Origin of the sequence: Nostoc mirabile CHAB5784 (assembly GCF_020829645.1) — a bacterium.
Lineage (GTDB): Bacteria > Cyanobacteriota > Cyanobacteriia > Cyanobacteriales > Nostocaceae > Nostoc > Nostoc mirabile.
Genome location: NZ_JAIVFS010000011.1, coordinates 48259 through 63334, shown reverse-complemented (window position 1 = coordinate 63334; position 15076 = coordinate 48259). Strand labels below are relative to the sequence as shown.

The following is a 15076-nucleotide window of genomic DNA, read 5'->3' as shown; positions in this document are numbered from 1 at the left end:
TAGTATATAGGGTTTTGGTCGCAAAAATCTTTAATGTGCCGTTTGATATAGCTATCATCAACTTTTAGTGTATATATAAAGAATTATGCTAATATTTGGTTGATTAGCGCAAAATTTTTCCATCAGGAAACATCAGTTGTCGGGATTTTAAAGTATTTTAAGTCTGCGTTAAATTGACTAAGAAATTATAATTATTGTATATATAAAGACAATTTAGGAAAAGCTGGTAATGGATAACAGTAAGTGTACGCACCTTTAGATGCGAACGGCGGCTTATCGAAAAGTTGGGGTAAGTTAAATTAGACATAGAGGACTGCAATACCTGGGTTGGGCTACGTCCACACTTGATTGATTACGGAGTGAAACTGCTTACTGTTTAAGGTGGTATTAAGTGACCATAACCTAGAACCAAAAGTTCCCGTATATTTACGAGATTGACAATAAAAAAGTGGGCTGTTTGCCCACTCAATAAAACATTTATGAATATTTGACCTCTCATATCATGTCCGCTTGATTGCTTATTAACTCGAAGAACCCCAAAGAGCCAAAGCTATGCTTTGTCTCCCCTCTCGAAGAGCAGGGTTACAGTGTATACACAAGTCCTGTCTGCATACGTTTCAACTCTTCTAGCCCCCTAAATACCCAAATCTTGGGAGACTTGAAACTCCACTTATAACCCAATAGGCTTGGGTTAAGGGTTATTGGTGTAGTCTTTCAAGACGCGATAAATCGCGTCTCTACATCAGCAGCCCATTAATCGCTGGGCCGTTGATTACCTTTCCCTGTGTATCAAACCGCGAACCGTGACATGGGCAATCCCAGGTCTTTTCTGAGGAATTCCAGGCGACGATACAGTTGAGGTGAGTACAGATTGCAGAATGTTCGTGCAGTGTGCCGTTTTCATCTCGGTAAGCTGCAACTTTTGTCAAACCACGTCGCACCACTGCACCTGTACCGCAAGCAACTTCTTCAACGGAATCAACATCACCTGGTGTCACCCACTCTAAATACTGGGCAGCAACGTTAAGATTCTCAGAGATAAAATCACCGACTCCACCAATTCTCACACGCGATGGCTCATAAAGCTCTGCCCAGCTATTATTTCGCCCTAAAATCAAGTCAGTTAACAATATCCCCGCGATCGCGCCGTGGGTCATTCCTATGCCTGTGTCACCGGTGACGATATAGACGTTTTCCTCATCAAAGGGGTTTTTGCCAATGTAAGCAATGCCATTATCAGAATTCATTACCTGGCCCGACCAGCGAAATAATACCTCCTGTGCCATTGGGAAACGTTCTCGCGTCCACGTTTGCAGTCTGGCATAGCGGGCATCGGCATCGTCAGCTTGTCCGGTTTTGTGGTCTTCGCCACCAACAATTAATACATCATATTGTTCGTCAATGTTTTGTAATCTTACGTAGTGGTAGGGGTCGAGGGTATCCCAATAAAGCGCTTTGGGAACAGAACCACGAGGCACTTTTGCACCGATGACAAAAGTGATGTATGGAGCCTGCTTAAAGTGCATAGTAGCTAAATTACTGATGGGTGAGTTGGTTGCTACTACCACAGCATCGGCTGTCACAACCTTACCACTGCTTGTCTCAACACGAGCGGGTAAACCACCTTGGATTTTTTCTACGTGCGTCCCCGTATAAATTCTACCCCCACGGCGTTGTATGGCTTCTGCAAGTCCAGCTAGTGGTCTGTTTCATTAATTTTGAGGGGTGAACAAGTTCGTAGTAAGGACTTTAGTCCTAGATAGGACTTACGCAAGAGTTACGGAATAACGAACCTTATTAGGCGCAGAGTACACGGAGAAATCAGAGTTTGAGAGATATTTTGCGTAAGTCCTACTAGATTTTTAAGCACTTCAGTGCCTACTACGAACCCAGCAAATTTAATGAGACAAACCACTAGATATTTTAATGGATCAAATTGCCCTTGTTGGGGAAAGCGTAGACACACTCCTGTATCAAAGTCAGTCAACGGCGCTTTCTTCACCATTTCAACATTAGTGAGTCCAACCCGGTGTGCTGCTTCTAACTCTTGCTGAATCTCATCTATTGATTTCAGGTCTGGCGGAAAAAGATAGCCGTCAAGTCGCTCAAAGTCGCAATTAATGTTTTCTTGGGTAGCGATCGCCTCTATAGTATTAATTGCTGTTGTATGACTTTGAGCAACCAGTTTTGCGTCCTCTTTACCGTGCATTTGCTCCAGTTCGTAGTAACGATAACTCAGCACATTCGATACGTGTGCCGTTGTTCTTGCCGTTTGACCGCCACCAATGGGGCCATCATCCAGCACGACCACTGATTTACCTTCGCGGGCTAACATATAGGCAGTTGACATCCCCGCTATCCCAGCACCGATAACGCAAACATCTGCATGAGTATTTTCGGTAAGCACGGGTTGATCTGGGACTTCTGCCGTTGTCATCCAAATATAAATAGTTTTACCAGAGTCGTTTTGCATATTTTTTTAGAGTCTTAAGCCTAACTTATTCTGCTGGAAAGAAGGTTATGAAGGTAAGAGTAATGCGAAAGGAGAAGGAAAAATATTTTGATATTTTCCCTTCTATGATTGTGCCTTTATGTCTCTTTCAACCTTGCCACAACCAAGCTAAGATGTATATTCCAGCTTGTTATTGTATAAGCGTAGACGATTAATTGTAAATAATGTATCTGCATCATGATAGACATAAAAATATGCTTAATAGGGGATGAAATTGTCAAATATATATTTATTATATTCTTGGAAAAACTTAGATGATTTTGCAAAACATTTGACTCTGGAGTAGATAATTTATGATTTGGTATTTTCTTAGTGTAGTAGCAACAACTTGTGCATTACAAAAACCACTCTTGCTAATAAATATCTGCTAATCTTTCACGCAACTTCTAGCGAAAGAAAGAGTTTGAGGCTGGATATCTCTGTAATCATGAATGCGGACAAGTGTTTACCTGCTGAATAACTGATATGCCCCAATATTTTGGAAAACTACCCACTACTAACCAACCTTGGACAACCATCGGCAATGTAAAAACTGTAACCTGGGACAATAATATTATTAATTTTGACTGTGGCGACTCACGCCTTATCATCAGCGTACTTGCTCCCAATTTAATCCGCGTGCGTTTCGCACCAACTGGAGAATTTATGCCCCGCCGTTCTTGGGCAGTGGCGCCAGATGATGCAGAATGGGCAATAATACCTTTTACGGTGCAAGAAAATGAAGCAACGGTAGAAATTGAAACAGCGCAGATTCGTGTGTGCGTCCAGCGAGAAAAGTGCCGCATCGTCTGTTTCGACAAAGCTAATCGCCCTTTTGCCCAAGATGCAGAGATGGGTATAGGTTGGCGGATGGGTGCAGTTGCAGGATGGAAAGAAATTGCAGCCGATGAACATTTTTATGGTTTTGGTGAACGCACAGGCTTTCTGGATAAACTCAGCGAAGTAAAAACCAACTGGACAACGGATGCCTTAGATTATGATTCACTGACTGATGAAATGTACCAGGCAATTCCATTTTTTATGGCTTTGCGCCCGCAGGTAGGTTATGGCATCTTTTTCAACACCACTTTTTGGAGTCAGTTCGATATCGGTGCTGAACAACCAGGTATTTGGAAGATGGAAACTCGTGGCGGTGATTTGGATTATTACATTATCTACGGCCCCGAACCTGCCAAAATCCTGGAGACTTACACTCAGCTAACTGGGAGAATGTCATTACCGCCGAAATGGGCGCTAGGTTATCATCAATGCCGTTGGAGTTACGAATCAGAAACCGTTGTGCGGGAACTAGCAAAGGAATTTCGTCAACGCCGCATTCCCTGCGATGTTATTCACTTAGATATTGACTATATGCGTGGCTATCGAGTGTTTACTTGGAGTCCTCAACGCTTCCCCAATGCGGCAAAACTCATTAGTGATTTAGCAGAAGATGGTTTCAAGACAGTAACAATTATTGATCCTGGTGTGAAGTATGAACCAGAAGGTAATTATCATGTTTTTGACCAAGGAATAGAAAACGACTATTTTGTGCGTAAAGCTGATGGTACGTTGTTCCACGGCTACGTTTGGCCAGAGAAAGCTGTTTTTCCTGATTTTTTGCGTCCTGATGTGTCTAACTGGTGGGCTGATTTACACAAAAGCTTAACTGATATTGGGGTGGCAGGGATTTGGAATGATATGAATGAACCTGCCATAAACGATCGCCCTTTCGGCGATGATGGTGAAAAGATTTGGTTTCCTCTAGATGCACCGCAGGGGAGTGAGGGGACAGGGGGCAGGGGGCAGGGGGCAGGGGAGAAAGAATTCTCTGTGTCTGCTTTTACTCATACGGAAGTGCATAATTTGTATGGGTTGATGATGGCTAAAGCTTGCTATGAAGGATTGCAACGGCATCGAAGTTTAGAGCGATCATTTGTGTTAACGCGATCGGGTTATGCTGGTGTGCAACGCTGGTCTTCTGTGTGGATGGGGGATAACCAATCGTTGTGGGAGCATTTAGAAATGTCTCTGCCGATGCTTTGCAATATGGGACTTTCGGGTGTGGGGTTTGTGGGTTGCGATATTGGTGGCTTTGCTGGTAATGCTACAGCTGAATTATTCGCTCGGTGGATGCAGGTAGGAATGCTCTACCCATTGATGCGGGGTCATTCGGCAATGTCTACTGCTCGTCATGAACCTTGGGTATTTGGCGATCGCGTTGAAAATATCTGTAGAGAATACATTAATCTACGTTACCAATTACTTCCCTATATTTATAGTCTTTTTTGGGAAGCGGCAACGACGGGCGCACCAATTTTAAGACCATTATTGTACCACTTCCCCAATGATCTGAAAACCTATAGCCTCTACGATCAAGTATTACTAGGCGCGTCGCTGATGGCTGCACCAATTTACCGCCCTGGAGTTGAGCATCGAGCTGTCTACTTACCTGCTGGCACTTGGTATGATTGGTGGAGTGGTGATCGCTACGAAGGCCCAATTCACATTCTTGCTCATGCACCGCTTGAAAGAATGCCACTGTATGTCCGTAGTGGTGCGATCGTTCCCATGCAACCTGTCAGACAATACGTTGATCAAGCCCCACTCGACGAGATCCGATTACGGATTTGGCCTGGTAATAACGAATATCAGCTATTTGAAGATGATGGACAGACAAACGAGTATCAAGAGAAAAGGTTTTCGCTAGCAAGTATCAGCGTATTTACTGAATCTAATCAAACAGTAGTTGAAATTGGAGCGAGAATGGGAGAATGGACACCTCCACGGCGTGAAGTGATTGTAGAACTTGTTGGGGTTGGAGAGCAACGTTTCCCAGATGATGGTAAGCGACATACTCTGCAATTTTGAAATACTCGCAAAGGTGGTTTTTTAAACCACCATTATTTCCTACTGTAAATTGTGCAATAAAAAATATGCATAGAGGTAGATGAAAAATAAGTCAAGGGGTAACATACAATACAAAGGATAGAAATAGTTAAACCGTAAGAAATAGGTAAGTTTACTACGCTAAATAGATGCGGTTAGAGAACAATCAATGTTAAATGTTAACCGCTTGCGGCTGCAAGATATATCTAAAATCCTTACAAATTCACTTGTGGCAAAAGTCGCAAGTGCGATCGCTGTTTTTGTTGGCAGCTTGGTACTAGTTGGTTGGTGTCTTGGCATTGAAGTTATTAAGCGCGGCTTCCCTGGTAGTCCTGCCACAATGAAAGTAAATACAGCGCTGTGTTTTGTGCTGTGTGGTGTGTCGCTGTGGCTATTTTTAAGAAGAGGGGAGCAGGGGAGCAGGGAAGAAAGAACAATTCAAAATTACCCCCATAGTTCCCTTCTAATTTCTAGGGTTTGTGCAATAGCGGTTACCACAATAGCTGCGTTTACACTTTGTGAATATCTATTTGGCTGGAATCTCGGCATTGACGAGTTACTGTTTCGTGATTTGTCAACTAGTATAGCGACATTGCATCCAGGGCGAATGGGCGTGAACACAGCACTGAACTTTATGCTGGTTAGCGTCGCCCTACAGATTTTGATTCATCCAAAAACCCACCGCAGTTATTGGTATGCTCAGATTATCGCTTTGATCGCTACTTTAATTTCCTTTCAGGCGCTCATGGGCTATGCCTACAAAGTGAAAGTTCTCTACGGACTTGCCCCTTATACAACATCAATGGCTTTACATACAGCGCTGTTGTTCAGCTTATTAAGTATAGGCATTCTGTGGGCGCGGGCTGAACAAGGGTTAATGAGGGTAGTTACAAGTGATAGTTACGGCGGCTTACTTGCACGTCGTTTATTAATTGCCGCGATCGCAGTACCTTCTATATTGGGGTGGGTAATTGTTGAAGGTCAACGGGCAGGACAATACGATCCGGCTTTTGCAGTATCGGTATTTGCGATCGTCCTGATTGTGATTTTTACTATTTTGATTTGGCAAAGTGCCAGGGTTATTGAAGGCCTCAGCCATCAGCGCGATCTTGCACAGCTTGCACTCAGAACCTACGAAGCTAAACTGGGAAGTTTCGTAGATTCTAACGTCATCGGCATTCTGTTTGGCGACGTGTATGGCGGTATTCAGCAGGCAAACGACGAATTTCTTAGGATGATTGGTTACACGCAGGAGGATTTGTTAGCAGGTAGGTTAAGTTGGAGGAATATCACACCACCAGAGTATTTATACTTGGACGAGCGAGGTGTCGCCGAAGCAAAGGGAAGTACCAACCCTACTTGTACGCCCTACGAGAAAGAATATATTCGCAAGGATGGTAGCCGCATTCCGGTTTTAGTTGGTTACGTGCTGCTAGGAGAAAACCGCGACGAGTCAGTAGCGTTCATCCTCGACTTGAGCGAACGCAAGCAAGCAGAAGCAGAGCAACAAAAATTAGTATCGCTGGTAGAAAATAGCTCTGACTTTATCGGCATCGCCACCCTTGAGGGTCAATTACTCTACATAAATGATGCAGGTCAAAAGCTGGTAGGGCTTGCAAGCCTTGATGAAGTCAGGCAAAAGGCAGTATTAGATTACTTCATGCCCAAAGACAAAGCCTATTTTCAACAATATATACTGCCGACTGTGCTATTAGAAGGGCGCTGGCAGGGAGAATTCTGCTTTTGCCACCTCCAAACAGGTCAACCGATACCAGTTGATTACAATATCTTCACTGTTACAGACAAGAAGACAGGTCAGCCAATTGCCTTAGCAACTGTGACTCGCAACATCAGCGAACAAAAGCAGACCAAGGAACAAATCTTACAACTAAACAAGGATCTACAGCGCCGCATTACTGAGTTACAAACTCTGTTAGAGGTAATTCCCATTGGAATTGGCATTGCCGAAGATCCAGAATGCCAAAATATCAAGGTCAACCCTGCTTTTGCCAACCAGTTGGGAATATCGTCAGACACAAATGCCTCCCTCAGCGCTCCCTTGGACGAAAAACCGACAAGCTTTAAAATCTACCGCCAGGGAAGGGAACTCTCAGCAGAAGAACTCCCGATGCAATACTCTGCAACTCATGGTGTTGAAGTTCTGGATTGTGAACTTGATATAGTCCATGAAAATGGAAAAATCGTCAACCTGTTGGAGTACGTTGCACCCTTGTTTGACGAAGAGGGTAAAACCAGAGGAAGCGTTGGTGCATTTTTAGATATTACGGAGCGCAAACAGGCGGAGGAAGTACTTCTAAATCAGCAAAAATGGCTGGAGGATGTGTTAAATCTGATGCCAAGACCGTTGCTGTTTATCGAACCAGGAACGGCGCGGGTAACTTTTGCCAATCGCTCTGCTAACGAATTAGCTGGGGGGGAATTTCCCAAAGGTGTACCAGCCGCAGACTATCACACAGTCTACCACTACACGAATGCGGCTGGCGATCGCATCCCCAATGAGCAAATGCCAGGAGTGCGGGTTGCCCTTGGCGAACGCCTGAATGGATTGGAGGTAGACTGGCACACCCCCGGTGGTGTGCTATCTCTACTGATATTTGCTGATACCTTGCCAGCAATGCATGGTCATCCCGCTACCTGTATCTTGGTGTTCCAAGAGATTAGCAACCTCAAGCAGGCAGAAAAAGCACTCTCGTTAGGTTACAAAAGGCTAAAGCTACTATTTGACACAGCCAACGATTTACTATCAAGCCAGGAACCAGTACTACTAATCGATAGCGTCTACCGAAAACTAAGAGAGCAAATTGGAATAGAAGTTTATTTTAACTATTTGGTTGAGGATAACTCTCAAGTAATGCGGTTGGGGTCTTACAGTGGTATTTCCCCAGAGATGGCAAAGGAAATTGAGTACTTACCATTTAGTCAAGGGGTTTGCGGTACTGTAGCGCTCTCACGCCATTCCATAGCTGTAGAGAATGTGCAGCAATCCATTGAGGCGCAAACAGAATTGATTCGCTCTTTAGGCATTACTGCTTATTATGCATACCCATTGATCGCCCAAGGACGGCTGTTGGGTACTCTTTCTTTTGGCAGCCGCACTCGGTTAAGCTTCACCGACAATCAAAAGGGGATGATGCAAGCAGTATGCGACCAAATAGCGATCGCAATGGAACGAGCTAGTTTAATTGCTTCTTTGCAACAACAAACTGAGCAGTTGCAAGAGGCGAACCGCATGAAGGATGAATTTCTGGGAATATTATCCCACGAATTGCGATCGCCTCTCAATGCCATTCTTGGCTGGGCGCAATTACTGCAACGAAGCAAGCTTAGTGAAACCCTAATGGCTAGGGCCACGGAGACAATTGAGCGCAATGCTAAAGCACAAACCCAGCTAATTGAAGACCTGCTAGATATATCGCGGATGATGAGAGGCAAGTTACGCCTTAATGTCTGTACTTGTAATTTGGTTCCAATAATTGAGTCAAGCCTAGAGACTGTTAGCCTAGCCGCCCATTCCAAGGAAATCGATTTAAGATTTTCTCTTATTCCTTCTAAAGAAACGCGAAATGCGCCACCGGGGATACTCCCCGTAGTCACTTTCGCGCAAAATTCAGATTTGGGATTAGGAATCAATCACGAAAATTTAGAATCAAGAGAAGCACAATCCCAAAACATGTTGGGCGAAAATTCTCAATTCTTAGTATCCGGTGATTTTGAGCGCTTACAGCAAATAATCTGGAATCTGCTATCCAATGCCATCAAATTCACACCCAGAGGAGGACGGGTAGAGGTGCAATTGTCTGTAGTCACTGGTCAAGAAAAACAACAGACAACGGATAAATATGCCCAAATTCAGGTGATTGACACAGGTATTGGTATCAGCCCTGATTTTCTTCCTTACGTTTTTGAGCGCTTTCGTCAAGCTGATAGTTCTAGCACTAGAACCTATGGTGGATTAGGACTAGGATTAGCGATCGCGCGTAATTTAGTAGAATTACATGGCGGTACTGTCTACGCAAATAGTCCAGGTAAAGAACAAGGGGCGACGTTTACAGTCAAACTACCACTTCTGAAAAATCCACCCCTCCATTCCATTGCCCCTGCACCCCTGTTTCCCTTCACCCCTGTTTCCCTCCTTGGTGTGCGCGTGCTGGTTGTAGATGACCAAGCCGATACCCGTGACTTCATCACCACAATCCTCGAACAGTACCAAGCCGAAGTTCAGGCTGTAGCATCAGTAAAAGAAGCATTGCAGGTAATTACACAGTGGAAACCAGATGTTTTAGTTAGCGACATTGGTATGCCCGATGAAGATGGTTATTCTTTGATCCGCAAAGTGCGGGAGCAACCACCAGAACTAGGGGGAAATATTCCAGCCGCAGCGTTAACAGCTTATACCAGGGCAGAGGATCGGATGCGAGCTATACAAGAAGGTTATCAGCTACATTTACCTAAACCTATCGAGGCAGCTGAGTTAGGTACAGTAGTTGCCAGACTTGCTGGACGGGCTTAGGGACTTCCAAGAAATAAATTATCCAAATGAACGAACCACTCCAGACGCAGAGAACACAGAGAGGGAAGAAATAGAGAAGATTTTTGCGTCAGTTTTGGGATATTTTTTTATTTGGAAGTCCCTTAGAGAAAATGAAGAATGGGGAATAGGATTAAATTTTACCCCATGTCCCATTTTCTTTGTTCCTAATATCAAAATTTATACAAAATACCAATTTTTTCCCAAGGTCAATACCTGCATTATAAAAATATTTAGATGTATATTTTTATTTCAGTATAAATAATTATTGTCTTTTGGGGCGATCGCTATTTAGGAGAAGGGGCTTCAATAGGCAATGACTCCCCTTAAAAAGCCTGGCTCTTTTCCTCCTTTAATCCATTTTTAACTAGTTCCGTGGGTTTAAGTCCCCCGGTTCAATAAAAATTTTGTTTTGTGTTGGGGTTAAATCCTCATTACAAAACTTAATTACGTTAGCGTAGCGGTAGCGAGGAACGAGCGTCATTACGAATTACGAATTATTTAAGGGGGTCACTAGTACCGCATGGCGAAAGTCAAAAGTCAAAACCCAAAAAGCTTATAGGCCAGGCTTTTTGGGGATTTTGAATAGGTGGTTTATTTCCGCCTGTACTAGGCGGAAATAACTTATTTAAAGCTTATTAGAAGCGAATTCCGAAATAGGCAATTTCAGAGTTGTATTTAAATCATGTAACTTAATCTAATGCAAACAGACTACATAAATTGCAAGTTGGGTATTTCAATAAAATAGTGTAAAAGAACACTTAGTATACTGCCATTAGCATGATTGGTCTGTAATATTTACCCAATTTATTCAGATAATCATGCAAAAAATAGATGGTGCATCTTTCAACTCCCATAAATCTAACTAATAAGCAGTATTTTGTACATTAAAATCTTTCTTTAGAATCTTTCCTATGACCGCTCTAACAAAGACATTAGTAAAAACAGTAGCTAAACCACAAAAGCTAGATAGTATTGACTTTCATGATTCAAAGCGAGCTGATTTTTTGCAAAAAGTAATTGAAGGCTTAGAAGACGGTATATTAATTTTAAGCCAAACTGGTGAAGTAGTTCATGCTAATGCATCTGCTCGGCGTCTTTGTTGTCAATTTAATCAAGGCAACTTCAAGCAAAATTTTGTACCACCAGTCATCTGGAATCTTTGTGAATCGTTATTCAATAGTCGGTATTTGTTTTCTGACAAACTTCTAATTCTGTCAGATGAGATTGTGCTTGATAAGTCCAATATTTTTAGGATTAGGGTGAGATTGTTAGATTTAGAGGGGTTTGAAGTGCCTTGCTTATTGGTGACTATAGAAAATCAATATGAATCTGTGAAAAATGTGGCACTCACTGAAGTGAAAAAATTTGACCTAACGCCGCGAGAAGCTGAAATTTGGTTTCTCTATAGAAGCAACTACAGCTACAAAGAAATTGCCACTAAGCTTTACATCACCATAAACACCGTGAAGAAGCACATGAAAAATATTCACACCAAGCGCCAAGCAAACATGTCTTATGATTGAGTGGTAGCATTTTATTGAAGAAGAATTCTCGCTTGTAGAATTCTTCTTCAATGAGTGGAATATTCAAAAAGATCACTAATTGTTCGGGGAGCATCCCAAATGTGTAAGTTATATCAAAACCACGTTATAAATTGTCATTACGAAAGAGTTTTAGCCTTAACTTAACCGTTTGATAAAAATTCACTCGTAAAATGCAATAGATTATTAGCGATTAACCTATAGGACTAGTATTTGATTTTTGAAATGCACGTAGTGGACTGTCTACGCAAAATAGTGCATTAGACGTAGGTTGGGTGGAGCGGAGCGCAACCCAACATATATCAGGATGTTAGCAATGGCTTAGCCTCCACCCAACCTACAATTTTTTTGCAATCATTTTAGCCATGACAGCATTAGACGTAGGTTGGGTGGAGCGGAGCGCAACCCAACATATATCAGGATGTTAGCAATGGCTTAGCCTCCACCCAACCTACAATTTTTTTGCTTAACCGTTTGATAAAAATTCATTGGTAAAATGCAATAGATTATTAGCGATTAACCTAGTATTCACAAACAAGTATTTCATGATATGATGTCCGGGCAATTAAGCATAATACCCCCAAGCCCACCCCGCCAAACCTACGCTTTGTCTCCCCTCCCCGCAAGCTCTTAGGGGTTGGGGGTGGGGTTCTTTTATTATGGGTAACTTGGCGGACATGATATGAATCAATGTTCACAGCCTTTTTTAGAAAAGCAATACTAGCCCCACTAGCCCTCCCTTTCATGCAGGGGTAGTTAATTTTAACGTGTTCCTTTCTAATTTTTATGCAACTTTTAACTACGGAGAGTCAGGAGTTTTTTGCAGGCGTAATAAGGTATTGTAAACTTGCCGTTTTAAGATATCGTTATTTTGTAGTTCTATAGTGATTTTGTTGAACTGCTCAAATCTCAACCCCTTCTCTTCGACAACTTTTTGAGCGTAGGTACAGTAATTCACTGCGATATCTTGAGCCTTCTTTGGAAGACCACTTATACTGTTAGAATCGTTACAAACAATCTGGGGAATTTCTCCATTTCCAATAAGTTTTTTAATTTCTTCAAAGGCATTTTGACGCGCTGGCTCCATTGCTAGCACGGCTTTAGCATAGCTGTCGATTTGAGTATTGTTAACTATTGGTGTTGGAGTTTGGCCATAAGCTTTTGAACTCAATGAAAAAGGGTTGGAAATTAGACCCACAGTGGCGATCGCGCCGAAAAAGAATGATTGGGAAAGGATTCGCTTTCGGCTAGATCGGGAAAATAAATCAGAAATTTTCTTCATATAGTGTGTGACACAAAACTACATCAGGGATATTATAAGAACGTTGAATTATTTTCGGAGTTGGAAGTTCCAGCGACTGCTCAATACATCAAGCTTTTATATTTGATTGTCAATTCCCTCGGCATACTTGACAAAGTTCGATGACTTTAGTCTGGAGTGTTGGTATTTCTGATGCTCCTTGCTTGAGACTCACTTCTAATTCCAATAGTAGGGGTAAGCAAGAGATTAACTGTTGCACAGAAAGAAGCTTGATTTCTTGCTGTAAGAAGTAGATCCGTTTGGGATTACCAATATCAGCAGCAATAGCTATCGCTTGTTGATTGCGCTCCCCACTTTCTATCATAATCTTCACCCGCAGCCATGTACGAAATTGTCCAATCAGCGTGGCAACTATCCGTAATCCCGGCTCGGAAGCATTGCTCAAATCTGCCAGTGTCGTCAAAGCTTTAGGTGTATCTCCTGTTCTGATTGCTGCTGCTAATTGTAAGCTATTTTGAGTAGTATTTCTTACTAACTTGGTAACAGTATCTGTGTCTAAAGGCTTGTTGCTACCTTGGGCATATAGCCGTAGTTTCTCTAACTCATTGTAGAGCAGCCGTGTATCATTTCCTACAGATTCTGCCAAAAACTGGGCAGCATTAGCAGTTAGTTTTACGCCCATAGTCTGAGTTGCTTGATTAACAGATTGCACCAGCAATTCGGTTTTCCAAGGGGGAATGAGGGGAAATTCTCGGAATTCGGTAGCAAATTGTTTTAACAATTTTGTGGATTTGAGACGTTCATCTGGCTTATTCCGGCTGGTGAGCAATAAAAATGAGTTTTCGGGAATGACAGATAGCGATCGCACCAGTTCTGCTAGCACATTCTCTGAAAAGTGCTGGCAAAGAGTAGTATTTATCAGCCATACCAAGCGCCCACCAGCGCCAAAAGTGGGTGTCATGACCTGATTTAACCCCTGGATAGCAGCATCAGCTTGATCTGGGGTGAATGCAGTGTAATTAAAACTTACCCATTGGGGATCGAGGACGCGATCGCGCAGCATAGCGATCGCCTTTTCTATAGCAAAATCATCCTCACCCCAGTAAACATAAATTGGCATAGACTAACCTCGTAGTATATCGGGGAATGGGGAATGGGGAATGGGGAATGGGGCACTTGTACTGAGCGTTGCCGAAGTATTGGTCAATAATCAATAGTTCTTCTCCCCCAGCAAGAACTGCCCCCAGCAAGAACTGCCCCCTGCCCTCCACTCCCCACTCCCCACTCCCCACTCCCAAAATTAAATACTTTTGAAATCATTCTGTTAATCAAGGTAATTTTCCCTAAAATCTATCAAGTGAGAGCATGAGGCTATGAAGATTGGACGACAACTATCAAACTTACTTAAATCGGTTAGCACGGCTAACGCTGCCAGAAGCCTACAGATCCCAAGTCCAGCATATCCAGGAATCTTCTAAATTTCAGCCACATTCTGGGTTGAGACAAGCAGCGTCCTTTCCTGGCTATACGCTAATTACCCTGCCAGCAGGAGAAGAATCGCAAAATTCTGCTTTCTATGCCAAATTACAGACTTACCAACAGGAACTTTTGCAGTTGCCTGTAAGCCGTGATTTGATTGTGCCTCTACCTCCTGCTAGCTTCCACATAACTTTAGCGGATTTAATTTGGGACAATGCTTACCTTGACGCTTGCGAAAAAAATCCCAAATTTGACGAGGAGTTACACTCTTGTTTAGCTGAAACCTTTCAGCAATATCAACAATTGATGACAAACAAGAGTCATCCGATTAAATGGCAAATGCTGGGACTGATACTGATGCCAAGAGCTGTAGCCGTTTGTTTAGTACCCCAAGATGAACGCTGCTACGAGGAAATTATTAAATTTCGCCGAACAATTTATCAAAATCCCAAGTTAATTGCCTTGGGTATTGAGCAGCATTATCACTTCACGGCCCATGTTACATTAGCTTATTTTGGGGAGGTTTCATCTGATTTAGACCGCACAAGTTTCAGCACAATGCTTTCTCAATTGAATGATCAATGGCTGTTAAATTTGCCGGAATTTTTGATCAATCGCGTCGAATTGCGGAAGTTTGACAACATGACACGCTATTATCGTGAACCAGACTGGCCGGTTTTAGATTTTTAAGTCATTAGTTAGTAGTTAGTGGTCAGTAGTTTCCACTCACTGACCACTGACTACTCATTATTAGTTATCGAACAGAATTCAGGAGCTAGGAGCGGAGCCGGAGACGCTCCGCCTCCCAATACGGTTCGGATAAGATCCCCCCGCCTGTGGCGACCCCCTTAAAAAGGGGGTAATAA

Annotated in this window: 8 protein-coding genes and 1 pseudogene; 4 read left to right on the top strand and 5 right to left on the bottom strand. The window is 42.8% G+C overall.

Going from position 1 to position 15076, the window contains the following annotated elements; translation table 11 throughout:
- Positions 1–737 precede the first annotated feature (737 nt).
- From LC653_RS45910 to LC653_RS10270, 3 genes and pseudogenes are all read right to left on the bottom strand, one after another.
- Positions 738–998 (bottom strand): Rieske 2Fe-2S domain-containing protein, encoded by a 261-nt coding sequence (locus LC653_RS45910; RefSeq protein ID WP_308189068.1) that lies wholly within the window; start codon positions 996–998, stop codon positions 738–740.
- A gap of 129 nt (positions 999–1127) precedes the next feature.
- Positions 1128–1688: pseudogene (locus LC653_RS45905) on the bottom strand (FAD-dependent oxidoreductase); the annotation flags it as partial.
- Positions 1689–1777: 89 nt separating this feature from the next.
- Entirely contained in the window at positions 1778–2473 is a 696-nt protein-coding gene (locus LC653_RS10270; protein ID WP_229494381.1) for an NAD(P)/FAD-dependent oxidoreductase, read from the bottom strand.
- Between the two features lie 504 nt (positions 2474–2977).
- Here LC653_RS10270 and LC653_RS10265 point away from each other — a divergent pair.
- From LC653_RS10265 to LC653_RS10255, 3 genes are all read left to right on the top strand, one after another.
- Positions 2978–5359: a glycoside hydrolase family 31 protein gene (locus LC653_RS10265; protein WP_229494380.1), complete on the top strand. Its 2382-nt coding sequence runs from the start codon at positions 2978–2980 to the stop codon at positions 5357–5359.
- Positions 5360–5546: 187 nt separating this feature from the next.
- Positions 5547–9908, top strand: coding sequence for a PAS domain S-box protein (locus LC653_RS10260; protein ID WP_229494379.1), 4362 nt, complete (start codon positions 5547–5549; stop codon positions 9906–9908).
- Positions 9909–10840: 932 nt separating this feature from the next.
- Complete coding sequence (locus LC653_RS10255) at positions 10841–11452, top strand: helix-turn-helix transcriptional regulator (RefSeq protein WP_229494378.1); 612 nt, start codon at positions 10841–10843, stop codon at positions 11450–11452.
- A gap of 817 nt (positions 11453–12269) precedes the next feature.
- On the opposite strand, the gene LC653_RS10250 is transcribed toward LC653_RS10255, so the two are convergent.
- Together LC653_RS10250 and holA are read right to left on the bottom strand one after the other, a co-directional pair.
- The gene (locus tag LC653_RS10250; RefSeq protein ID WP_229494377.1) at positions 12270–12752 is read right to left on the bottom strand and encodes a DUF4168 domain-containing protein; all 483 of its coding nucleotides are present in this window, start codon (positions 12750–12752) and stop codon (positions 12270–12272) included.
- A 109-nt stretch (positions 12753–12861) separates the two neighbouring features.
- Entirely contained in the window at positions 12862–13851 is a 990-nt protein-coding gene (gene holA, locus LC653_RS10245; protein ID WP_229494376.1) for a DNA polymerase III subunit delta, read from the bottom strand.
- A 260-nt stretch (positions 13852–14111) separates the two neighbouring features.
- Here holA and LC653_RS10240 point away from each other — a divergent pair, with 260 nt between their 5' ends.
- On the top strand, positions 14112–14900 hold the full coding sequence (locus tag LC653_RS10240) for a DUF1868 domain-containing protein (protein WP_229494375.1): 789 nt from the start codon (positions 14112–14114) through the stop codon (positions 14898–14900).
- The last annotated feature ends 176 nt before the right edge of the window (positions 14901–15076 follow it).

Excerpts from the sequence above, each read along its gene's own strand:
- LC653_RS10265 (WP_229494380.1), top strand. The coding sequence starts at position 2,978 with ATGCCCCAATATTTTGGAAAACTACCCACTACTAACCAACCTTGGACA.
- holA (WP_229494376.1), bottom strand. The coding sequence starts at position 13,851 with ATGCCAATTTATGTTTACTGGGGTGAGGATGATTTTGCTATAGAAAAG.
- LC653_RS10250 (WP_229494377.1), bottom strand. The coding sequence starts at position 12,752 with ATGAAGAAAATTTCTGATTTATTTTCCCGATCTAGCCGAAAGCGAATC.
- LC653_RS10260 (WP_229494379.1), top strand. The coding sequence starts at position 5,547 with ATGTTAAATGTTAACCGCTTGCGGCTGCAAGATATATCTAAAATCCTT.
- LC653_RS10255 (WP_229494378.1), top strand. The coding sequence starts at position 10,841 with ATGACCGCTCTAACAAAGACATTAGTAAAAACAGTAGCTAAACCACAA.
- LC653_RS10270 (WP_229494381.1), bottom strand. The coding sequence starts at position 2,473 with ATGCAAAACGACTCTGGTAAAACTATTTATATTTGGATGACAACGGCA.